Origin of the sequence: Vibrio sp. B181a, from assembly GCF_030248375.1 — a bacterium.
GTDB lineage: Bacteria > Pseudomonadota > Gammaproteobacteria > Enterobacterales > Vibrionaceae > Vibrio > Vibrio campbellii.
On sequence record NZ_JAHGAD010000020.1, the window covers coordinates 162,953 to 184,308 of the forward strand.

Sequence of the window (21,356 nt, forward strand, 5' to 3'; positions counted from 1 at the left end):
AAGAACACAATAACAAAGGAAGTTACTATGTCATTGTCTCGCCGAGATTTTATAAAAGTCGTCTCTTCAGGAGCCGTTGCTACCACACTAACTGCATGTGGGAGTGATGATAAAAATACAGTCACCGATGCCTCATTCGAACATGGTGTCGCCAGCGGTGACCCAACTCAAACTCAAGTAATCATCTGGACACGAGTGACTACGGAGGCGAGTTATGTCGATGTCTCTTGGCAGGTGTCTGTAACGGAAGATTTCTCTAGTATTGAGCAAAGCGGCACCTTTGCGACAGATACCAGTCATGATTTCACGGTGAAGGTAGATGTGCAAAATCTCAACCCCAATACACAGTATTACTACCGTTTTATGATCGGTGAGGCGAGCAGTATAGTAGGCATAACGCAGACTCTACCAGAAGGCAGTGTAGACAAAGCATCGATGGCCGTTGTGTCTTGTGCGAATTATCCGGCGGGTTACTTCAATGTCTATAAAGAGATTTTAGAACAGCACCAAAAAGCGTCGTTCGATGTGGTTTTGCACCTTGGCGATTACATCTACGAATATGGTGCTGGGGGTTATGCCAGTGAGGATGCGGCAGCATTGGGGCGTGAGCCAAGCAAGGGCACTGAATGTATTACGTTAGATGACTACCGAAAGCGCTACGCTCAATATCGCCAAGATGAAGATCTCCAAGCTCTGCATGCAGCATTACCGATGATCGCAATCTGGGATGACCACGAGTTAGCAAACGATGCATGGAAGGAGGGGGCGGAAAACCACCACAGCAGCGAAGGCAGTTTTAATGACAGACGCGCCGCGGCGGCAGCGGCTTGGACTGAGTGGCTTCCTGTGCGAGAAAACACCTTTTCAAATATGCTGATTTATCGTCAGTTTGCCTTTGGTGATTTGATCAATTTGATGATGCTCGATACTCGATTGGTAGGCCGCGAACAGCCATTGGATTATTTTTCTCTCGATGCCCCTACTATGGAAGCGATTGGTGGATTAGTTGCGCAGTCTCGCAGTACAGAACGAGAACTACTTGGTACAGAGCAGCTCGCTTGGTTAATGAATGCGTTTAATCAAGAAGCAAAATGGAATGTGCTTGGGCAGCAGGTTCTTATGTCGAGAATGGAGCTACCTAGCTCGGTGATGTTGGCGATGTTCCAACTCTTTACGGCGACGGATGAGCAGAAAATGGACGCGCTGCTAGCAGTAAACAATGCGATCGCCAGTTATCTTGCTGATCCAAGTTCAGACACCGTAAAGTTGCCATATAACCTAGACGCTTGGGATGGCTATTATGTGGAACGTGAGCGTGTTTATGAAATCGCTAAAGCAAGCTCAGGCAACTTTGTTTGCTTAGCTGGTGATACGCACAATGCGTGGACCAGTGAACTGAAGGATGTGTCAAACAACCCTGTTGGTGTCGAGTTCGCGACAAGTTCGGTCAGCTCTCCGGGCTTGGAAGAATATTTAGCTTTGGAGCCCGTCGCCATTGCTCAAATGGAATATACATTGCCAAATCTAATTTCTGAACTGCAATGGACAGACATCAAGCAACGTGGCTTTATGCGTGTCACCTTTACACCTGAGAAAGCAGAGTCAACGTGGTATATGTTATCTACGATTAAAGATAGAAACTATCAAATCACTACAAAAGTGGCATCCACATCGGATGGGTTGACGCTTGATATAGAGTAGGGGGCGACTCGTCGCTTTGTTCAAAACATAAAAAAGTCCGCACTTGTGCGGACTTTTCGATTGGTTAATTTAACCGTTCAATACTGAGTGTTACTTCAGTCGATCAAACCGTATTCTTTGCTCAAAATTTCGATGATTTCAGCTTTTGGATCGTTGCTCAACTTGATTGGTTGGCCCGTTATCTTCTCTGCAATACCGATGTAAGTGCGTGAGATGTCCATCAAAGACTCTACTGGCAGTTCGTTATCACGAGCAAGCGCTTCACGTTCTGGCATGCGCTCTTTGTTTAATAGAATATCGGGATCTGGGAAGTGGTTTAGCAAGAACTGACGGAAACCTTCTTTAGAGTTTTCAACGATGTTGCCCGCTTGGTATTCTTTCGTATCCCAAATACGCGATGAATCCGGCGTACCGACTTCATCCATGTAAATTAGCTTTTCGTTACCGGCAGCATCGTGCACGTAACCAAATTCAAACTTGGTATCCACAAACGTTTGGTCAATCGCTTCGAGTGCATTGCTGATCACGTTAAAGCCTTCTTTTAATAGCTTCTCGTACTGCGCGATGTCTTCTGCGTTTGAAAAGTTAAAGGCTTCGAAGTTGTCTACGATGTTCTGGCGAGTAATGTTGACATCATCCGCTTCAGGAACGCCAGGAATGCCTTTCAAAATACCTTTGGTTGAAGGCGTCATGAGCAATTCAGGTAGCGCTTTATCTTTCTCAAGACCTTCAGGAAGTTCAATACCACAGAATTCACGTTCGCCATTTGCGTAGGCACGCCACATAGAGCCCGTGATGTATTTACGGCAGATTGCCTCAATCTTAACTGGCTTCGCTTTTTGTACGATCCAAACGAATGGGTGAGGGATATCTAAGATGTGGCTATCAGCAAGGCCGTTATCTTTAAACAATTTGAACCAGTGGTTAGAGATTGCGTTCAATGCAGCGCCTTTACCCGGAACGCCTTTTAGTCCACCTTCGCCGTGCCAGATACAATCGAAGGCTGAGATACGATCACTGATCACCATGATGGCCAGTGGGGCATCAGGAGCGACATCGTATCCTTTTTCTTTGATCAGTCGTGCGCTGTCTTCTTCAGTTAACCAGTAAACAGAGCGGACTTTTCCGCTGTGAACAGGCTTGTGGGTGCGAATTGGCAGGTCGTCATTGACGGCAAGTACTTGATTAGCAAGGCTCATTGCGACATTCCTATCATCTTAATCAAACGTCATAAAGAGAAGATATCCAGCGAGAAGTATGCGCTGAATAAATCGAATGAAGGCATCATACCAGAACTATTTTAACTCGCCAGAGAAAAAGCAAACGTTTGCTTTAATTTGTTAAAGCACAAAAAAAGCCTCCTAAAAAGGAGGCGAGATGCAGGATGGATAACGTCGATCTTGTTAGTGGTACTTGTTCACTCTGCCTTCGACGAAAAAGACTTCACACTGATAACGTTGAGCGATGTCGCGAAGCATTGATTGATTCATTAATGCAATCTTGTTCGAAGCGACGACGGCGCTGGCGTTACCAGACTGAATAGCTTTAATCACGATTTCCACTTCAGAAAGCTGTTGAGATGGCTTCATCTGAATGATGTTTTGACAGCGAATGTTGGAAGCAGCAAGTTGCTCAAAATCAGGACGAGGGCACTCAGCGGTAAACAGGACCCATTGTTGCTGTTGAGACAATACTGCCAACTTAGAAAGCAGTTGGTCAGACACATCCATAGGGTGTGTTGCTTGTGCCAATACGTTGTAACGAGAGTATGTATGAGATTGAGTTTGTAACTGCATCTTACTGTTCCTTTATACATGCTGTATGTGTATACAGTAGTTTGTTTTTGATGCCTGATCAACCGCTTTTTATGAATTGAGTTGAAAAACGTTCTCTTAGTTATCATTTTGTTTTTATTAACTCATTGAAATTAAATAGCTATTTTTGATTTTTGACATGTTTGATAAAGGTGGGGAAATGTGAGATGGTCTGCATTTCGGTACTGCATATACAGGTGTTTACTACTGTATATACAGTACTTCTGAGCTCTGTATACAGTGGTTTTTCCAGATTTATACAGTACTTTTCGAGACTCTCTACAGGGTTTTAAGAGCCCTTAAAGTTATGAGGAAGATAAATATACAGCGGAAGTTTGAAGTGAAGCGGGCAGTTAGCTGGTTGTTAACAAGGGGTCTAATTCGATAAGTAGATAAAAAGCAGGCTGCGAATTCGCAGCCTGAAAATACAAGGATCGATGTTTAATAATGGTTAGAATTCGGTTTTTGCGCGTGCGACTTCTGTTTCAAACTGGCCAATGTTACCGGCTCTAACGAGCTGTACCATGGATTGAAACATGGCACGAATCTGTTCTATGTTGCCAGGGTTTGCTCGTGTACATAGACTGCCTAAATCAGAGCCTGCGATTCTCAGTAGACGCGCTCTATTAGGCCCTGACACTTTTCGCTTGATTGTGTTCTTCAAAACCATCAACTCACCGGTCGCAACGACTTCAGGCGGCTGGTTGGCAATGATTGCGGCTGCTTCATCTGTATACATGTGGTCACCAATGTTTTGTGTTTGAGCAAAAACTATACTCCAGAACCATCATTGGTTTGACCCGCTGACAGGGAATACCATCGTCTTCACTATGAAATAAGTGACATTGTTTTAGATAGGTTTGTTAATAGACATCGAAACACCGGAGAGTTAGGGAATATTAATACCCTCGAGACAATCTCGGCGAGATAAGTATTGAAGCGGGATCAAAAAAGCGCCTTGTAAAAAGGCGCCCTTGAAAATCAGTTCCGTTGATTTGTTCTTGTTAACTTGCTCTTTGCGCCATGCGTTCACGCATTTGCAATTCGCCTTGGTTGAATAGGCGAACATCGATTTTGGCGATGTCGTAGCAAGCTTTGCAAGAACTGTGGTACTTACCATCTACGTAATCATGACGAGTTACAAAGCTAGGTTTTTTACACCAATCACAGGTGCCTTCTTCAGTGAACATTGATTTTCTCCCCACCTATATGAATTTTGAGTCGTTAGGTGTTATTTTTCGCCAAGTATTATGGCATACAAAAGATAGGCAGGTTAAATGTCTGTTAATTTGTTTGAGAGGGAGATCGATTGCGAGCCTTTGTTTTCGAGGGTGAAAAGCTCGCAAGCTTAGGGTGTGCGACGGTGTTTTACTCTTTTGTAACATTTTGTGAAATAGTTTTAAACGCTTGATTTAAACGCTTCATCTCTTCCTCACTTCCCCTAGAATCAGGATGATAGAGTTTTGACAATTGTCTGTAGCGCAACTTTACTGCCTTACTGTCTGGGATGGTTTGCGGAGTATAGCCAAACATGGCACAAGCGATGAGGAGCTTTTGGGTTTCAGGTTGCCCTTTGATCTTCTTAAACTCTTTAAATACTTTTTCCAATTGGCGTTTAAGCTGTTTGTTAGCAAACTGCAGTTCTTTAACTTGTGTCTCTAGTTGCTGAGCATTAGAGGCTTCGTACGCAGCGCTCGCTTTAGCTTTATGACTGTTTCTACGAAACCCAAAGGCACCTCCACCCAGCAGCAAAGCGACAGCCAGTGCACCGGAAGCGTACCAAATGTTGGACTCGTCCGCTTTCGCCTCTTGCAGTATCTCTACTTTTTCTTGTTTCTCTTCATCGGTGGCTTTTTTATCAAGCTCGACAATCTCAGAAACTTGTTTCGCTCTGAGTTGATTGAAGCGCTCTTCTAAAAACTGATTGTAGGCTTGTTCTGCTTGAGGGTTTTTAAGTGCAGACAATTGATACCAAGCTTCCACTAGATCAGAGTTTGAAACGTCAGCTTGATGATGCTGAACAAAATCCGCTAACAGAAAGCCGCGGTCAGTCGGATCATTTAATGCAACCGAGGTAAACCAATAGACTGCCTGAGTGTAGTCGATATTACCGCTTAAGCCGCGTGCGTAATCTTCTGCTAATTGCTTTTGAGCGGGCAAATACCCTTGGTGTGCCGATTGCTCTAACCAATAACGGGCATCTGTAGGTGACTCTGGGTTGGGTTTCAGTGCCAGTTGCTGAGCAAGATCGAATTGGGCTTCGGGTTGTGATGGATTTGGGGAAGCAAACACAGTGCTGCTAAAGCAGGTACTTAAAGCAAAGGTGAGGGCAATGGTTCTGAAAGACATTGGGTATGTCAGGTCTAGCGCACTTCGCTAGACCTGCTCCGGTAATCATTATTATTACCGGTATGGTGCAACCAAATTACTTCAGTGGCAAGATCTGGATTTCAACACGACGGTTGCAAGCACGACCTTCAGAAGTTTGGTTTGAACAAATTGGGTTGCGCTCACCGTAGCCACGTGCAATTGCGCGACCTGGAGCAACTTTTTGTGACACTAGGTACTGACGTACTGATTCAGCACGGCGCTCAGATAACGTTTGGTTGTAAGAATCGCTGCCTGTGCTGTCTGTGTAACCATCGATCACAAGACTTGTGTCTGGGTATTCAACTAGGATACGAGCCACGCCACGCAGTGTGTTGTGGATGCTTGAATCAAGTTGGTAAGAGCTTGAAGAGAAGCCAATGCCGTTTTCCATGCGAAGAAGCAGTTGGTTTTCGCCAACGCGTTCAACTTGTACGCCAGAGTTTAGTAGGGCACGACGCAGTTCCGCTTCTTGTTGGTCGAAGTAGTAGCCAACACCAGCGCCTGTTGCACCGCCAGCAGCTGCACCAATCAAAGCACCTTTACGGCGTTCTTTTGCGTTATCACCCACAGCTAGGCCAATTGCCGCACCTGCGATCGCACCGATAAGCGCACCTTGCGTGGTTGAGTTAGTTTCGTATTCACCTGTGGTTGCGTTTTGGCGTTGTGTTGCTTGACAGCCAGTAAGAGCCAGCACTAGCGCAAGTGCAATAGACATCTTTTTCAAGGGAAAATCTCCGTATAAGCCGAGGCGCAAGTGCGCCTCATAATGGGATGTGAATTATGGAATAGAAAGTATTGATATTTGTTATGAGAACGTCAGGCAGAGAGAACTTTTGTAAGCTTTTTCTTATAGTTGGCGACGTTGTGACCAGTTCTATGGTTACTTAGAGGAGTCGCCCAACATTTTCCTAGCTTGTTCACCGCCAACACCACGGTTAACGGAGACTTTACGGCCTTTCTTCAAACCTACTTCATAGTCTGCCGTGATGTTCTTCATCGCTTCTTTGAGCTGCTTCTTGAACGTCTCACGATCGATGTTTTTGAATTCTTTATCAATGTAGTTATTGATTTTGTTTGCTGACTCTTCGTCTGGCGAGATCACAGGCAGCTTCTCTAACGCGCCTTCCACCCAACCAGAAACGAATGAGTTTACGCGACGAGTGACTTCCATTGAAGAGGTGCCAGAACCAGCAAAGCTATTGCGGAATTGCCCGGTACTCTCGTTTAGTTCGCGATAGATAATATCGAAAGCGAAAGCCGCGAAAATTGCACGGTCTGCTTCACCGATAAACTCGACACGTTTAAGCCCTTTGTGGTTCAGTAGAACCGCTTCAACACCGAACTTGGTGTTAATGCCACGAATCACACGCAGCAGTGTTGAGCTGATGTTAGTCGGCAGGAGGTGTGAAGATTGAGTCTTACCCATTTTGATAAACTCAATATCATCTTTGTCCAAGCCGTATTTCAGCATGAGACGGTGCGCCATCTTGATAGCGTTAGCTGCCTCATTTACGTTGGCGGAATTGCCCAGTTCTAAACACTTGGCGATTTTTTTCAGAGCTTTTTGTTTATCCATCGACAACCAGTACCGAGAACGGAAAATTTAAGAAGTCGGACATATTACCTTTTTTGAGGCAAAAACGGAATAACGATAGCAAGGGAAAAGCGTGCTGCAAAAAGAAAGCCCCTTGTAAAAAGGGGCTTTGCGATGATGAGGTTATCAACAAAAATTACAGACCAAGTTGGTCAAGCAGATCATCGGCATCACTCTTGTTGCTCGCCGATTCTGCCGCTTTTTTGTCTTCCATGCTTTTGCGCGTGGCTTCTAGGATATCGTCTGGGCTTTCATCTTCCGCCACCTCAAACTCTTCTAATTGGATAAACTCAGTTTTGTCCATGGCAAGCTCTAAATAGAAGATGTTGTTGTTTGCTGTTGAGAAAGTCACACGTCGCGCTTGTGGGCGGTCGAGGTTGGTATCGACTTGCAGAATCACTTGCTTGTTCAGTGACAGCATTTTTGGCTGATTCTGAGTGATGTTGGTTTGCAGCTCTTTGCGAATCTTGTTGGTGAAGTCACCAACAAGTTGGTTCATCAACTCACCCAGTACATCGCCCACTTCATCTGAGGTGTGTGAGATCGCCAGTTCTTCTTCTGGCATGCCCATATTGCGCATGTAGTTGGTGTAAATCTCAAGCGCCGCTTTCGCGGTAAAGTTAATCACAACTAGGCCAGTGAAACCGCCATCAAACAGCACAAAACAACCAAAATCCGGCTTGAGGCTGGTTTTATTGATCTTTTGCACCATTGCAGAGTAATTAATTTGAGAAGAGGTTGCCGAAGTGAGAACGCCAGAAACCGACTGGCAAAGTTTTAGAAGGATATCTTCAGTGGTTACAACTTTATTTTTTTTCATCCTGAAAGCTCATATTGAAAGGCTATTTCCCTTTCAATGTAAGGCATCAAGCCTTCAAAAATAAAGTATAAGTTTAAATATTGTATTGAGATTCTGATTTGAACGCTTTTTTAAATGTTGTAAAGTGACATAATTCAAAGAAAACAACTTCATTCACGACTTTCCTCCGTAAACGGCTGTTGGAGCGAAAGGCAAGGATGATTAAAAATTAGATAACCCGCAGCTGATTGGATCAGCGCAGTAGGGGCAGGAAGCAAATGTTACCAAGATTACACTCGCAAACGGATGTCGATCCTCTTGTTCTTAGTTTTCTCAAAGAACTGGAGCATTCCGGGTTCACTGGCGATATCGAAAGCCAGTATTCTAGCCGTCTCGCGGTAGCCACTGACAACAGTGTCTACCAACAACTCCCTCAGGCTGTTGTCCATCCCAAAACCACCCAAGATGTTTCCCTCATCGGTAGACTCAGCAATAGAGAAGAATACGAACGCATTACTTTTTCTCCTCGTGGTGGCGGTACAGGCACCAATGGCCAGTCTTTAACGAAAGGTATCGTGGTCGACTTGTCTCGCCACATGAACAAAGTGTTAGAGGTGAATGAAGAAGAGGGCTGGGTTCGTGTTCAAACGGGTGTGGTCAAAGACCAATTGAATGATGCCGTTCGTCCTTATGGGTATTTCTTCTCTCCAGACTTATCGACCAGTAACCGCGCCACGATCGGCGGGATGATCAATACGGATGCGTCCGGTCAAGGTTCGCTTAAATACGGTAAAACGTCCGATCACGTTCTCTCTCTCCAGGCTGTGTTTGCCGATGGTTCTGTTTTGGAGTCGGATCTTTCTCATGGTTTACCAAGTGAAGGCGAGTTTGCCGATACCGCGATGCGTGTGACGGAGTCGGTATGCCGTGACAAGCGCCAACAAATCAACGATAAGTTTCCACCGTTAAACCGATTTCTTACGGGCTATGACCTTAAAAATGCATTTGACGAAGAGAAAGATAGCTTCGATATCACAAGAGTTTTATGTGGTGCGGAAGGCTCATTAGCGTTTATCACGGAAGCGAAGCTCAACCTAACCCGCATTCCTAAAGCGCGAACTCTGGTTAACGTTAAATACAACAGTTTTGATTCTGCATTGCGTAACGCACCATTCATGGTTGAAGCAAAAGCGTTGTCGGTTGAAACCGTAGACTCAAAAGTACTGAACCTCGCGAAACAAGACATCGTTTGGCACACCGTCAGTGACTTGATTGCCGACGTACCAGATAAAGAGATGCTTGGCATTAATATGGTTGAGTACGCTGGTCAGGATGAAGAAGAAGTTGCTTCTCAAGTTGCGTTCCTAACGGCCAAGCTTGATAGCATGCTAGAAACAGAAGAAGCGGGCATCATTGGCTACCAAGTGTGCAGTGATGTGGCGAGCATTGGCCGTATCTACAACATGCGTAAAAAAGCCGTGGGTTTATTGGGCGCAGCGAAAGGGCGCGCTAAGCCTGTTGCGTTTGCAGAAGACACCTGTGTTCCACCGGAAAACTTGGCGGACTTTATCGTTGAGTTCCGCGAGTTGCTTGATGCAAAATCACTTAACTACGGCATGTTTGGCCACGTAGACGCAGGTGTGCTCCACGTTCGTCCTGCATTGGATCTGTGCGATCCTCATCAAGAAGCCTTGATGCACGAAATCTCGGATGAAGTGGTTAAGCTGGTGGCAAAATACGGTGGTTTAATGTGGGGTGAGCACGGCAAAGGGTTCCGCTCTGAGTACGGCCCAGAGTTCTTTGGTGAAGAACTTTTTACTGAACTACGTCGCGTCAAAGCCGCTTTCGACCCACACAATAAAATGAACCCAGGTAAGATCTGCACTCCGCTGAATAGCGATGCAGAGCTTGTGAAAGTCACCGACACCAAACGCGGCTACTTCGATCGCCAGATTGATGTTCAGGTACGTGATAGCTTCAAGCAAGCGATGGAGTGTAACGGTAACGGCTTGTGTTTTAACTACGACACCAGCTCACCTATGTGCCCTTCAATGAAAGTCACTGCAGACCGCCGTCATTCACCGAAAGGGCGTGCAGGTTTAGTTCGTGAGTGGCTACGCCAATTGACTGAGCAGGGCATTGATATCCTCGATCTAGAGAAGCAGACGTTGGAAAGCAAAACGTCCATCAAAACCATGATTGATCGTGTACGTCATTCGATTAATCGTCGTCACGAGTATGACTTCTCCCATGAAGTGTATGAAGCGATGAATGGCTGTTTAGCGTGTAAAGCGTGTGCGAGCCAGTGTCCGATTAAAGTGGATGTACCTAGCTTCCGCTCTCGCTTCCTCAATATTTACCACTCACGTTACCAACGTCCGGCAAAAGACTATTTGGTGTCAAACATTGAATCCATGTTGCCACTGATGGCCAAAGCGCCAAGTGTGGTAAATGGTGTGCTAAAACAATCTTGGGTGCAGAGTTTAACTGCTTCTACTGTAGGTTATGTTGATGCTCCGTTGTTGTCTGTACCGACTTTGAAAGAGCGAGTAGAGACGTTAACCACGGCTTATGACTTGCAAGCACTCAGCGGTTTATCTTCTGAAGACAAACAAAAGCATGTGCTGATTGTTCAAGACCCGTTCACTAGTTATTACGACGCCGAGGTTGTGGAAGACTTCATCAAGCTCGTTCAGAAACTCGGCATGAATCCGGTTCTTCTACCGTTTAAGCCAAATGGTAAAGCCCAGCACATCAAAGGTTTCTTACGTCAGTTTAAGAACACCGCGCAAGATACCGCGAAGTTTTTGGAAATGGTCGCGGATTTAGGCATTCCAATGGTGGGCGTCGATCCTGCATTGGTGCTGTGTTACCGCGATGAGTACGCTGAGGTATTAGGTAGCAAGCGCGGCGAGTTTGATGTGCTTACCGCTCATGAGTGGTTGTATCCAAGGCTGAACGAGTTCGATGCTCTTGAATCGAAACAGCAAGCGCCTTGGTATTTGTTCGCCCATTGTACTGAGAAGACCAAAATGCCAAATGCCGAGAAAGAGTGGGGGGCTATTTTCGCTCACTTTGGTGCAGTGTTGAACACCGTGCCTGTTGGCTGTTGTGGCATGGCAGGGACCTTTGGCCATGAGGTAGACAAGCTATCGATGTCGCGTGACATTTATGATCTGAGCTGGAAGCCAAACTTGGACAAGCTCGACAATGAACGCTGCTTGATTACGGGGTATTCCTGCCGAAGCCAAGTCAAACGCTTTGAAGGGGTAAAACCTAAACACCCAGTTCAAGCTTTGCTAACCTTGATATAGTATTTTATAAAAGCCCAGTTTGACTGGGCTTTTTATTATTTAAGAACCGTTATTGACGATGACAACGTTTTACTCTCATAAGGATATGAAGATTGAAAAAGCTTGAGCTGAAAGTCCCACCTGTCGCTTTGTTTCTGTTGATGGTACTCCTGATGTACTGGCTAAAAGACGCCATGCCAGAGATGAAAATTACCGTGCCGTTCGTTGAGTTTGTAACCACAGGGCTGATTGTGATTGCTGGTTTTATTGGAATCGCAGGTGTTTACGAATTTCGTAAAGCGAAAACAACCGTGAACCCAGTGAAGCCTGAAACTGCTTCGCAGGTGGTGGATACTGGCGTGTTCGCTTACACACGTAACCCAATGTACGTTGCGCTATTGCTTGTCATCATTGCAATTGGACTTTGGTGGCAGCACCTCAGTGTTATCTTATGTGGTGCATTGTTTGTTGCTTACATGAATCGCTTTCAAATTAAGCCAGAGGAGCGGGCATTAGAACGTCTGTTTGGTGAAGATTATTTGGACTATAAGAACCAAGTACGTCGCTGGATTTGATGACCGTAAAGCCGATCGCTTATAAAAAGAGAGCCACAGATAAAAAACACAGATAAAAAGAAAGCCCAGTGAAGTCACTGGGCTTTCTTATGAATGTTTGAAATTGGTCGGCAGGGCCTTATCTAGCGAAGCTTACTCTGTTGAAGTTTGCTTCCTGAAGACTAGGCTGCCTTAGCGAACTTTGCTAGGAAGGCGTCCTTGCGTTCGTTAAAGCGTTGGACTAAATCGTCTACCGCTTCTTGGTCGTAAGGTTTAAGGCCACTCGCTACCATACGTTTGATGCCTTTGCCTACTACTTCACCATCTTCTTTAAAGGCAAAGTTCAGCGTTACCACACCACGTTTACCTTCAACATCGAATGTTGCACCTGTGAAGTCGACTTCAGGGTGAGTCAGGTCTAGACGGTTGAATTCCACTTCCATGCTTTCGTAAATCACCAATGGACGTTGGCAGTTGATCATCATTTGCTTCTCTTCCATTAGAGGAACCATGATGTGCGGGAAGTTCATGCCAGAGAACTGAACGTAGTTTGTGACTACATGTTCAATGAAGGCTGGATCGTGGTTGGTTTCACCCTCGCGAGACATGTGCAGGTATTCTTTGCCTGCTTCGTCTACAACAGCACTTTCTTTTTCACACTTATTTTCAATGTGAAGTGCCACACCATCGTTCACCATTCCGGAGAAATCGAAGCGCATTTTGTGGCTCACGCCTTCTTTGCTTAGCAATACGGCAAACAGCAGATCGCCTGGCACACAAAAGCGTTTGTTGTCTTCATCATGAATAGGGTTGTAATCACCAGCTACGCGCTTTGCAAAGTGACTTGCTTGCTCACGAGTAAACTGAAATTGGTGATTAGTGTCTGAAAAATAAGGTGTTAGAAACATAATTTTTACGTAGTAACCAAAACTGTCAGGGATTATAGGCGAAGATCTCCCTATCAATGGTCCATCCAGTGAAAAGTTCACTGCATCTTAACAATGAAACGATAAAGGTGGCGAATAAATCCGCAGATCACCCGTTTATTGTTGGTTTGTAAATACCTAGGGAAATGGTCGGTCTGAAAGGTAAACCATAGTTCAAGTGTATCGATTAAGGTTATGTATAGTCGGTGCAATGGCTAATTTCTTTTTATATTGTGAGATATCGACCATTTACCTTGCTAATTAATGAGTAATCGAATTATTAAGATGTTATAAAACAAGGTCTTAATGATGAATTTGTTGAATGGTTTGCTTCTCGTTTGACTCGGCGATTTGCTCAACCTTCGACCGCTTTACTCAAAAGTATATTATTGATTCTTTTATTTTTAATTATCTCTTGTATCGATCGAAATGAAGATAATTGAAATGAAACAGTAATCTATATTGTTATTATTATCTTTATTGGGAACATTCCCAGTCGTAATTCTCATATGATTTAATGTCTTAATTATCATTATCTTAAGTGGCGAATCACTTACAACAAGTTGAGATAAGGTGCATTGCCGCAACTGGACTGCTGGTTTAATGTTTTGCGAAATTTTATAAAAACAATAAAAAATAGCGCCCTTGCAACCTTGATAGCCTCTTTCTGACAGACTGTCTTGTACGCAGGAGGTAATAAAACACAACAACAAAAGTTTGGCTGTCTATGAAATCAATGATCCCTCGGCATCATCCAAAGACTTAACCCTAAGTCTCTCTGCTCTCAGTGTTTGCCCACGAGAGCATCCTAATTAAAAACGTTCAATTTCCGGTTGCGAATAAGTAATCGGAGGCTTGCTGCTTCCTGCAAGAAGCGAATAACTTCTCAAACCAAGGATAATTATATGAAGTTACGAAAATTGGTATTGGCGTGTGCCATTGCTTCCCCCTGTGTTAGTGCCTTTGAAGTTTGTAATATTGGTGACGAATACAACGTATTGGATCGTGAGAGCTTCCACGATATACGTAAGTCAAATTACCGAAACTTCAGTGAAGACCTAACGCCAGAAGATTTATTTTTGTCTGCGCCCGAACACCACGCAGACGCTCGACCTTCGCTTGCTGAGGCAGATGAAGTTTTCCCAGAAACTGCATCTCTACTTGAGGTCGGTCCTGCCAATGTTGCCGTTCTAGAATCCGAAGAAGCGGCGAGCCTGCTTGCGACAATCGGACACTCGACGGCAGGCTTTGCCAAGGGCGCGCTTGAAGCGTTAGGGCCAGTCGGCGATACCATTGCCGTTGGATTGTGGGCAAATGATGTGGCTCAAGCCTTTGAAGATGAGACAAAAACGTCATACGACCGTTTTGCTACGGTGATGAGCCTGATTGACTGGTTTGGCGTTCTCAAGCTACCTGAGCGAGAAATTGATCGTAAGATCCTAACGGCTCGTTGGAATCGAGTTGCCGCGGGTGATCATTATAGCTTTACCGTTCACGACGACATCGTTACTCAACAAGACAAAAAAGATAAGCAGCATTGGGCGGATCTTGCATCCGGTCAACAGCGCATGCTTGAAGCGCTGGCGAAGGGGTATGCCTCTGATGTAGCGCTTAAATATCAGCAGCATTATCAAGAAGCGTTAAAAGCACAAGCCGTGTTAGCAGAGACGTTGATTAACTCTGTCGAGACTGAAGTTCAGAAAGCCATTTTTAATAAGCTCGCGCTAGAAGGTGCGAATGCCAAACTGTTTGCCTCTGATCTTGCTTCAACTTGCCGTACTGAGATTGATGCGTTGCTGGCTTTGTACCCAGAGCAGGAAGAAAACAACAACCGTCCAATGTATGTGCCATCTAAGCGAGAAGCTAATCGAGCACTAGCGCGCTTGCAGCATTGCCAGCAAGACCATCTGGACTTGGCAGTGGCGGTGCTTGATGAGCTTAGAAATGGGGAAGTGGAAGGCTTAGATCGTCAGTCACTGCATCAACTTTACCGACAAGTTCTCAATTCGAAGATCAAAATCGTCGAGACCGCAAACGCCCAGCTTGATGTGCTTAGAGCCAAGTTAAAAGAAGAAATGTATGCAGAAGGCATGAATGCCATCGATCGTTTGTTTGATTCAGAAGCGGTTGCGAAAGCCCATCGCTATTTTAAAGACCAAGCGGATTATTTAGCGATAGATGAAATGTCTCGCAGTATTTTTGGGCGTCCAGCCACGGCTACTGAACGTCGTCAAAAGTACTTTGTTATTCAAGAAGGGTACGAGAAGTGCACTCGAATTGGGATACTTGGGGGGGACCCGAACTTCAGAGGATGTACTGAGTACACGTGGATTCCTGCAGAGAAAGAGCATTATGACTCCGCAAAAGATGAAGTAATTTCGCAGATGGTGATGCCAAATCGCGATGCGATCAAGCGTGTCTTTACCCAATCTATGGATGAACTGATCAACGAAGGTTGGAGCTCTCAATATGAAGAGGCTTGGCTTGAGCAGCAGATCCTAAGCTTTTCCGACAAGCAACGCATCATCAGAACTGCAGAAGCTGACAAAGCACGAGTGATGCGTTGGATGTTTGATTCCAGTGCGGCACTGGAAGCCGAGTGTGGCGGTGGTAATGCTTGTGCCGCTTGGTCTCCTAGCTACCTAGCAAAAGAAAACCTATCTCGTGAATCGTCATTGCACCACATTGCTGATTGGCATGAAAGGAACAAAGACTCAGGTTATTACGTGCATTCAAAGCGCTTGGCAAAACTGGAAGGTTTTATTAGCTCGGCACTAGAGAGTGAATGGCAAGCAACACATGTAAACGGATTTTATAGTTACCTATATCCGGGAAGCTTTGATCTCGATAAACATGCACCTTTAATAGCGTCAGCACTAAAGGCGTCCAACTTGAATACCAGCAATCTTGCTGCAGCATTACCTTTAGCGAAAAGCGTGGTAAAAAATCGTATTTTAGAAGCGATGAGCGTGGCTGACAGCAATGGTGAGGAATGGCTTGCTGCACAGCTTGGCGACTTCCAGAGATACATTGGTATTATCCATGCGCAGAATATTTCTACAGGCCACTACGCATCAGGAGAAATGGGGACGACCGCACTCCTATCTGAGCCATTACCTGCTCATCTACTGCGCTACATGACGTTGGACGTTTATTACAATATCGACGATAGCGAATCTGCATATTACTACCCAGCGAATAATGGCGAAGACATGAGTTATGACGCGCGTCTACATGCATCTATCGATGACTTGTTTAACGCTAATTCTGAATTGGGTAGAAAGCTCGACCTGCTAGTTCAAGTTAATGACAACTTCACCAACCTACCGGGCAGAACTTGCATGATCATGTACCCGCAACTGAGAGACGCCTTGTTTAAGATCTCCGGTGATGAGTCAATGTATTGGTTAACCCCATTTTCTGATTGGTTTGACAGTGTGACTCGCCAACAGCTAGAGCTGTTTAGTGCGATTCGATTCGGAGTCATCAAGCAGAATGAGCTAAATATCTCCTGTGATTTAAGCCCAAATAACCCTAGATATTGGTAAAGGGAGGAACAGACTATGTTGAGAATTATTTCACTCTGTTGTCTCTGTTTTGGCTTCGTCGCCCAGGCTGCGCCTTTTGAGGCATTGAAAGCCCCTTTACGTAGCCAAGTACAAGTCGATGAATTAGCGTCACAATTTTCTGAGTGGGCGAAAGCTTCCAGTGGTTGGCGCTACAAATTGATGACGGCTAATGAAGCAGAGGCCTTGGAAGACTTTTCCGTTTCTGGCTATCAGCTTGCGAATGACTACTTGAGAGCTGCGGATACCTCCACTTGGGGGAGTGCGGGAAAAAGTGCAAGGAAGTTTATTAAGCAGGTTCGTGGTGCCATGAAAAAGCTACCTCGTTACAAGGGGGTGACTTACCGCGGCGCATGGGCAAAACAGTCTCTTTTGAACAAACTCCAAGTGGGAGATGTGGTGGTTGAGCCTGCGTTTACATCAAGCAGTACCATTCCTGAAGTTGCGAAGCGTTTCGCTGTTGTAAGGCCGAACTCTCCACAACCTCTACAGCGCGTGTTGTATGAAGTTCAAGTGAAGAGTAATGGTCGCGCGCTTGGCGGTTTGTCCGAATTTGGAGGAGAGGCTGAGGTGTTGTTACCACCTAACACCTACTACAAAGTAACGAGCATCGAGTTAAATCGAGGTTCTGCAATGGTGGCGCTAGAGACGGTTTCATCACACGAAGCGGTAGAGGGCGCGACATACAACCTATATTCGGGTGAAGAGATAAGCCAATCTTACTGGCGTGCTCTAGTTTGCGGTTAAGCAGGGAGCGAAATATGTACAAGAGACTATTGGCTGCACTTTTAACGATGGTTGCTCAGAGCGCTGCATTGGCAGAAGACTTTGCCGAGTTTAAAGGGCGAGACCTGTCGCCTATGCAGCAAGAGCAGATGGCCGATGATCTGATGGATTGGTCCATCGTTCATCACGCAAAAGCAGAAAGAAAGATGATCCCAGAAGAGTATTCAGCAATTAAACGTTATGGTCGCGTTGATCATGATGTTGTTAACGAGTACATGCGAGCGGGTGAACCAAAAGAATTTTTGATGCCAGGGTATGCGGAAGCTCTAAAAGTACGGGTTTCTCATATGCGTAGCGTAATGAATAAATTGCCCAACTTTAAAGGGACGGTCTATCGAGGCTCATCAATTAAGAACAGTCTTTTAGAACAGTTGAATGTTGGCGATATTTTGCATGAAAAGGCGTTCTTATCGACATCAACCATTCCAAGCGTAGCGAGAAACTTCTCTGCTGCGGGAGCTTATCAGAACGTTTCTGCTGCTCAATTCAAAATTGATTTGAAGTCATCAGGGCGAGCAATCAATGCTTATACATTCAAAGCATACGAAGCTGAAATCTTAGCTAAGCCTAACACTTATTTTCGTGTTGAAGCGATTGAGAGAATTTCAGCGAAAAAGAACTACATAAAATTGAGGGAGATAAAAAATCCTTCTAAATATCTAAAGGCTGAACCAGATATACATATTTACGATAGCTTTAGTGGAGATGAAGTGTCACTTCGAACCCGTTCAGCATTGTATTGTCTTTGATAGCCATTACCTCTCATGAAACCTTCATGAGAGGTATTATTTAGAAAATAAGTGGTCGACGCTCTCCCAGTTATATTTTGGGAGGTGATTTTTTACGTCTATTGGTAAATAAAAATGAAATCTAGAAAATTATTATTTGGCTTATTAATTCAAGTTTTTTTGTGCTCTCACTCAATAGCAGGCTTGAAGTACAATGATAAATATTACAGTAGTTCAGACATAGAAGAGATCATGGAAATTATGTCTGAACCTGGCATTGATGATTATGGAGAATTTAACAGGCTAAGAGAAGAATTATACGAACAAGCAGATGTTCAGAAAGGCCTTCTTTCAGAAGAGCAAGCCGCAGCACTGGCCGAGTATCAAGACTATGCTTTTGCATCGACTCGAGAAAGTTTTATCTCAGGCGTTTTTGATGATGAAACCCTGAATATCATTGACCATATAGATTCAGCGTTTGAGAGCGGCGCTAAATATCAAGGTGTTACCTTTAGAGGTGAACGTGAACTAGGGGCTTATATGTCAGATATACAAGTGGGGGATATTGTTAGTCCTAGCGCTTATGTTTCAACGTCTATATCAAAAGATGCTGCCTATAACTTTCATTCTGGTCAGCTTGCCAGGTTTGAACTTCAACAGGGTAAAAGCGGTATTGTCATACCAAGTGTCATTGATGGTGAGTTAGAGGTTCTTATTAATAGAAACTCTTACTTTGAAGTGACAGCTATTAAAACGAGTTATATGGGGACTCACGTTGTTTACCGAGAAATTGATCCTAATTCAGTAGGTGATAAGAAAATAAAAGATATGCATAGCGGCGAAGAAATCACAGCCGCTGAAGTGTGCGCTTTTTAAAGTCATCTTTATAAACTTTCTTTTTTTACTCTTTTAACAATATAAAGAACATATACCTAATGAATTCAAAATTAATATCCAGTTTTGTTGTTTTGGCTGCATTCAGTCCAGCTACCTATTCATTGTGTTTTATTGATGGTGTGTCTGATACGCAAAACTTAAATAGCTTCGATAGCCAGCGCTTAGAAGGGCAACTCCACCAACAGTTTTTCTCAGAACCTCAGTTTGGCTCTACATTCGGTGAGTTGGAACACTCTTCTCAGCAACAGTTATTTTCTGAGGCATGGCCTTCAACAGAAGAGGCATTAAACAGCGTACCAGTAGCGTCTGAAAGTGCGTTAAGTGCTCCTGCGATATTGAATCGCTTAGGTCAAGCTGGAAGTTCAACACTCGAAGTACTTGGCCCGGTTGGTGATGCTTTTGCTGTGGGTGTGTGGGCAGAGAACATGGCGTCTACCTTTTCCAAAGAGTCGTCGACGCGTTTAGATAAAACCGCCTCTGTTTTCTCGATTGTTCCATTGGTTGGTGATGAGCTAAACATGCTATCCAATGATATTAAATACTTTGCAGCGAAAGAGAAGATTGAGGAGTTTGAATCTCAAACTCACTATGTTTTTAATGATCATCACCCTGATTTCAATCGATTCCATCATAAAAAAGAAGATGCAATTAAGCTGATTAATCAATACGACAACCACGTTAAAGCTTCGATTGAAATGTACATCGACCAACTATTGCTTGCTGCGGATACGGAATATCGTCGTATTGCAGCGGGTTATGATCGTCAGCTTGTGAGGCAAATGACGAGGATGGATCTGGAATATATCAAGGTTTATGGTCATATCTCAGAACAATCAAATCTCAATCAACCTCTGTGTTCTGAAGCGGGGGACAATCCGACTCATTTGATGAATTGTGTCAAATCACAGGGACAGGCGCGAATTGAGTTGATTGCACAGCAGCTGTCATCGTCAGAATTAAATCAACTTCGTTTAAAACTACACGAAGCGAAGCGCTCGCTTGTACAGACCGCGATGGATAACTTGGAGGAGCATAAAGAAACACTGCGTAATGATGTTATTGCTCGTGCAAAGCACCATATTCCTCAAGTCTACCAATACACGAGACTTAATCGACATTTATTGGAAGAGAGGGCGAGAAAGAGTGGGTTGCGTGAATATGCGAAAGCAAATTGGAATGTGGATTATTTGTCAGAAGAGCAAATAAACACCGCGACATTTGAAGTGAGCCCTGCTAGAGAGTGTTGGGGAATACCTTCCGTTTATCCCGGCGGTATTCAAGCATCGCTCGATGCATGTAAAGACACTGGGCCGCTCTATGACACCTATCATATATCGAAAGATCAAGAGCTCGTGGATGTGATTAGAAAATCGCTGGACTTCGATGTGGAATCCTATGTGGAAACGAAGGTGAACGATGGCTGGGAGTCAGGGCTATTGCGCACCAAACTGGGTGAGGCAGCTTATGCGTATGTATTTGGCCAACTCTCGAATCGAATGTTTGAAACGCTAGTAACACAATTATCCACCATCCAAGTACTGTCTTATCAGACGACCCTAACTGAGTATTTAAATAGTCAGGGACTAGATGCCAACGACCCTGAACAGAGAAAAGACTGGTATCAGCTGAGCCGTTGGTACGAATTGCTTTTGACTGAAAGGCCATCAGGAGGTGCTCTAAGTATAATCACACAATATGAAGCGTTCAGAGCGTTGATCAAGCCTGTTTTCGAAGAAACGATCACTATGGCTTACATTCGCGATATTTATTACTCGATTCCTTATCCAAGTGTCTATTCAGCGAAAAACCTACAATTTTATTCTCCGATTATGGCGAAGACTTTTGACAAAGTCGTAGTGGGTCCAGACGAGAATGCAGTGTTGAGAAGTTTAAACTCTGCGGTGACAGAAATAATGCAAAAAGTAAGTGAAGCTAACACGGCCAATGAGTTGCATTATTTACTTGGAGATCTGGCTTTGTATGCACAAATTGCCCAACACCAACAATCTGAAACGCATGTGTTGACGGCGGCTGGTAATGCTCCCCAACTGTTTAACAGCTCATTATCCGCAGTGAATAGACAATACCTAAATGAAGCACATTTGTATGCTCTTTCTCAGCAGGTAATGGCGTCAGAGCAGCATGCTTTGTGGCAGATGTTATCGAATGTCGGTAGCCAATTATCTCAAGGTGAGTTGGATTTGGCGATCACACTACTGGGTGATGTGATTCGGAATAACGATATGACGATGCTTCCCCAAATTCATGAAGTTCTTATTCAAGAGTTAGAAGAACTGATCGAACTACAGATTAAGATTGAGGGCTAGT

17 protein-coding genes are annotated in these 21,356 nt (G+C 44.5%); 8 read left to right on the forward strand and 9 right to left on the reverse strand.

Annotated features, from left to right (window positions below; translation table 11 throughout):
• Positions 1 to 27 precede the first annotated feature (27 nt).
• Positions 28 to 1,701 (forward strand): alkaline phosphatase, encoded by a 1,674-nt coding sequence (locus KIO97_RS09940; protein WP_285382267.1) that lies wholly within the window; start codon positions 28 to 30, stop codon positions 1,699 to 1,701.
• A 95-nt stretch (positions 1,702 to 1,796) separates the two neighbouring features.
• Here the strand turns inward: KIO97_RS09940 and KIO97_RS09945 are convergent, their stop codons facing one another.
• From KIO97_RS09945 to KIO97_RS09980, 8 genes are all read right to left on the reverse strand, one after another.
• Positions 1,797 to 2,900 (reverse strand): phosphoribosylaminoimidazolesuccinocarboxamide synthase, encoded by a 1,104-nt coding sequence (locus KIO97_RS09945; protein WP_050905540.1) that lies wholly within the window; start codon positions 2,898 to 2,900, stop codon positions 1,797 to 1,799.
• A gap of 204 nt (positions 2,901 to 3,104) precedes the next feature.
• On the reverse strand, positions 3,105 to 3,497 hold the full coding sequence (locus KIO97_RS09950) for a SulA-like leucine-rich domain-containing protein (RefSeq protein ID WP_285382270.1): 393 nt from the start codon (positions 3,495 to 3,497) through the stop codon (positions 3,105 to 3,107).
• Positions 3,498 to 3,966: 469 nt separating this feature from the next.
• On the reverse strand, positions 3,967 to 4,254 hold the full coding sequence (locus KIO97_RS09955) for a hypothetical protein (RefSeq protein WP_005428049.1): 288 nt from the start codon (positions 4,252 to 4,254) through the stop codon (positions 3,967 to 3,969).
• Positions 4,255 to 4,519: 265 nt separating this feature from the next.
• On the reverse strand, positions 4,520 to 4,705 hold the full coding sequence (locus tag KIO97_RS09960) for a hypothetical protein (protein WP_005428035.1): 186 nt from the start codon (positions 4,703 to 4,705) through the stop codon (positions 4,520 to 4,522).
• Positions 4,706 to 4,883: 178 nt separating this feature from the next.
• The gene (locus KIO97_RS09965; protein WP_285382272.1) at positions 4,884 to 5,864 is read right to left on the reverse strand and encodes a J domain-containing protein; all 981 of its coding nucleotides are present in this window, start codon (positions 5,862 to 5,864) and stop codon (positions 4,884 to 4,886) included.
• A gap of 76 nt (positions 5,865 to 5,940) precedes the next feature.
• Positions 5,941 to 6,600 carry an OmpA family protein gene (locus KIO97_RS09970; protein ID WP_373417317.1) on the reverse strand — a complete coding sequence of 220 codons (660 nt, stop codon included), beginning with the start codon at positions 6,598 to 6,600 and terminating at the stop codon, positions 5,941 to 5,943.
• 165 nt (positions 6,601 to 6,765) lie between these two features.
• Positions 6,766 to 7,461 (reverse strand): DUF2786 domain-containing protein, encoded by a 696-nt coding sequence (locus KIO97_RS09975; RefSeq protein ID WP_005428026.1) that lies wholly within the window; start codon positions 7,459 to 7,461, stop codon positions 6,766 to 6,768.
• 154 nt (positions 7,462 to 7,615) lie between these two features.
• Complete coding sequence (locus KIO97_RS09980) at positions 7,616 to 8,299, reverse strand: DUF3334 family protein (protein WP_005428030.1); 684 nt, start codon at positions 8,297 to 8,299, stop codon at positions 7,616 to 7,618.
• A gap of 257 nt (positions 8,300 to 8,556) precedes the next feature.
• Between KIO97_RS09980 and KIO97_RS09985 the strand changes: the two genes are divergently transcribed.
• Both KIO97_RS09985 and KIO97_RS09990 read left to right on the forward strand, forming a co-directional pair.
• Complete coding sequence (locus tag KIO97_RS09985; protein ID WP_285382275.1) at positions 8,557 to 11,592, forward strand: FAD-binding and (Fe-S)-binding domain-containing protein; 3,036 nt, start codon at positions 8,557 to 8,559, stop codon at positions 11,590 to 11,592.
• 92 nt (positions 11,593 to 11,684) lie between these two features.
• Positions 11,685 to 12,146, forward strand: a complete 462-nt coding sequence (locus KIO97_RS09990; RefSeq protein ID WP_285382277.1) for an isoprenylcysteine carboxylmethyltransferase family protein — start codon at positions 11,685 to 11,687, stop codon at positions 12,144 to 12,146.
• A gap of 161 nt (positions 12,147 to 12,307) precedes the next feature.
• Here the strand turns inward: KIO97_RS09990 and KIO97_RS09995 are convergent, their stop codons facing one another.
• A complete protein-coding gene (locus tag KIO97_RS09995) occupies positions 12,308 to 13,033 on the reverse strand; it encodes a DUF3581 domain-containing protein (protein ID WP_005428037.1) in 726 nt (241 codons plus the stop codon).
• A gap of 923 nt (positions 13,034 to 13,956) precedes the next feature.
• Here KIO97_RS09995 and KIO97_RS10000 point away from each other — a divergent pair.
• The 5 genes from KIO97_RS10000 to KIO97_RS10020 all read left to right on the forward strand — a co-directional run bounded on the left by KIO97_RS10000 (position 13,957) and on the right by KIO97_RS10020 (position 21,355).
• Complete coding sequence (locus KIO97_RS10000) at positions 13,957 to 16,599, forward strand: hypothetical protein (RefSeq protein ID WP_285382279.1); 2,643 nt, start codon at positions 13,957 to 13,959, stop codon at positions 16,597 to 16,599.
• A gap of 15 nt (positions 16,600 to 16,614) precedes the next feature.
• Positions 16,615 to 17,364, forward strand: a complete 750-nt coding sequence (locus tag KIO97_RS10005; protein WP_285382280.1) for an ADP-ribosyltransferase — start codon at positions 16,615 to 16,617, stop codon at positions 17,362 to 17,364.
• Between the two features lie 14 nt (positions 17,365 to 17,378).
• Positions 17,379 to 18,152 (forward strand): ADP-ribosyltransferase, encoded by a 774-nt coding sequence (locus tag KIO97_RS10010; protein WP_285382282.1) that lies wholly within the window; start codon positions 17,379 to 17,381, stop codon positions 18,150 to 18,152.
• 114 nt (positions 18,153 to 18,266) lie between these two features.
• Positions 18,267 to 19,007 (forward strand): ADP-ribosyltransferase, encoded by a 741-nt coding sequence (locus tag KIO97_RS10015; RefSeq protein WP_285382284.1) that lies wholly within the window; start codon positions 18,267 to 18,269, stop codon positions 19,005 to 19,007.
• A gap of 59 nt (positions 19,008 to 19,066) precedes the next feature.
• Positions 19,067 to 21,355: a hypothetical protein gene (locus KIO97_RS10020; protein WP_285382286.1), complete on the forward strand. Its 2,289-nt coding sequence runs from the start codon at positions 19,067 to 19,069 to the stop codon at positions 21,353 to 21,355.
• Position 21,356: the final 1 nt, after the last annotated feature.

Excerpts from the sequence above, each read along its gene's own strand:
- KIO97_RS09945 (WP_050905540.1), bottom strand. The coding sequence starts at position 2,900 with ATGAGCCTTGCTAATCAAGTACTTGCCGTCAATGACGACCTGCCAATT.
- KIO97_RS09985 (WP_285382275.1), top strand. The coding sequence starts at position 8,557 with ATGTTACCAAGATTACACTCGCAAACGGATGTCGATCCTCTTGTTCTT.
- KIO97_RS09980 (WP_005428030.1), bottom strand. The coding sequence starts at position 8,299 with ATGAAAAAAAATAAAGTTGTAACCACTGAAGATATCCTTCTAAAACTT.
- KIO97_RS09940 (WP_285382267.1), top strand. The coding sequence starts at position 28 with ATGTCATTGTCTCGCCGAGATTTTATAAAAGTCGTCTCTTCAGGAGCC.
- KIO97_RS09975 (WP_005428026.1), bottom strand. The coding sequence starts at position 7,461 with ATGGATAAACAAAAAGCTCTGAAAAAAATCGCCAAGTGTTTAGAACTG.
- KIO97_RS10015 (WP_285382284.1), top strand. The coding sequence starts at position 18,267 with ATGAAATCTAGAAAATTATTATTTGGCTTATTAATTCAAGTTTTTTTG.
- KIO97_RS10005 (WP_285382280.1), top strand. The coding sequence starts at position 16,615 with ATGTTGAGAATTATTTCACTCTGTTGTCTCTGTTTTGGCTTCGTCGCC.
- KIO97_RS09955 (WP_005428049.1), bottom strand. The coding sequence starts at position 4,254 with ATGTATACAGATGAAGCAGCCGCAATCATTGCCAACCAGCCGCCTGAA.
- KIO97_RS09950 (WP_285382270.1), bottom strand. The coding sequence starts at position 3,497 with ATGCAGTTACAAACTCAATCTCATACATACTCTCGTTACAACGTATTG.
- KIO97_RS09965 (WP_285382272.1), bottom strand. The coding sequence starts at position 5,864 with ATGTCTTTCAGAACCATTGCCCTCACCTTTGCTTTAAGTACCTGCTTT.
- KIO97_RS09995 (WP_005428037.1), bottom strand. The coding sequence starts at position 13,033 with ATGTTTCTAACACCTTATTTTTCAGACACTAATCACCAATTTCAGTTT.
- KIO97_RS09960 (WP_005428035.1), bottom strand. The coding sequence starts at position 4,705 with ATGTTCACTGAAGAAGGCACCTGTGATTGGTGTAAAAAACCTAGCTTT.
- KIO97_RS10000 (WP_285382279.1), top strand. The coding sequence starts at position 13,957 with ATGAAGTTACGAAAATTGGTATTGGCGTGTGCCATTGCTTCCCCCTGT.
- KIO97_RS10010 (WP_285382282.1), top strand. The coding sequence starts at position 17,379 with ATGTACAAGAGACTATTGGCTGCACTTTTAACGATGGTTGCTCAGAGC.
- KIO97_RS10020 (WP_285382286.1), top strand. The coding sequence starts at position 19,067 with ATGAATTCAAAATTAATATCCAGTTTTGTTGTTTTGGCTGCATTCAGT.
- KIO97_RS09970 (WP_373417317.1), bottom strand. The coding sequence starts at position 6,600 with ATGTCTATTGCACTTGCGCTAGTGCTGGCTCTTACTGGCTGTCAAGCA.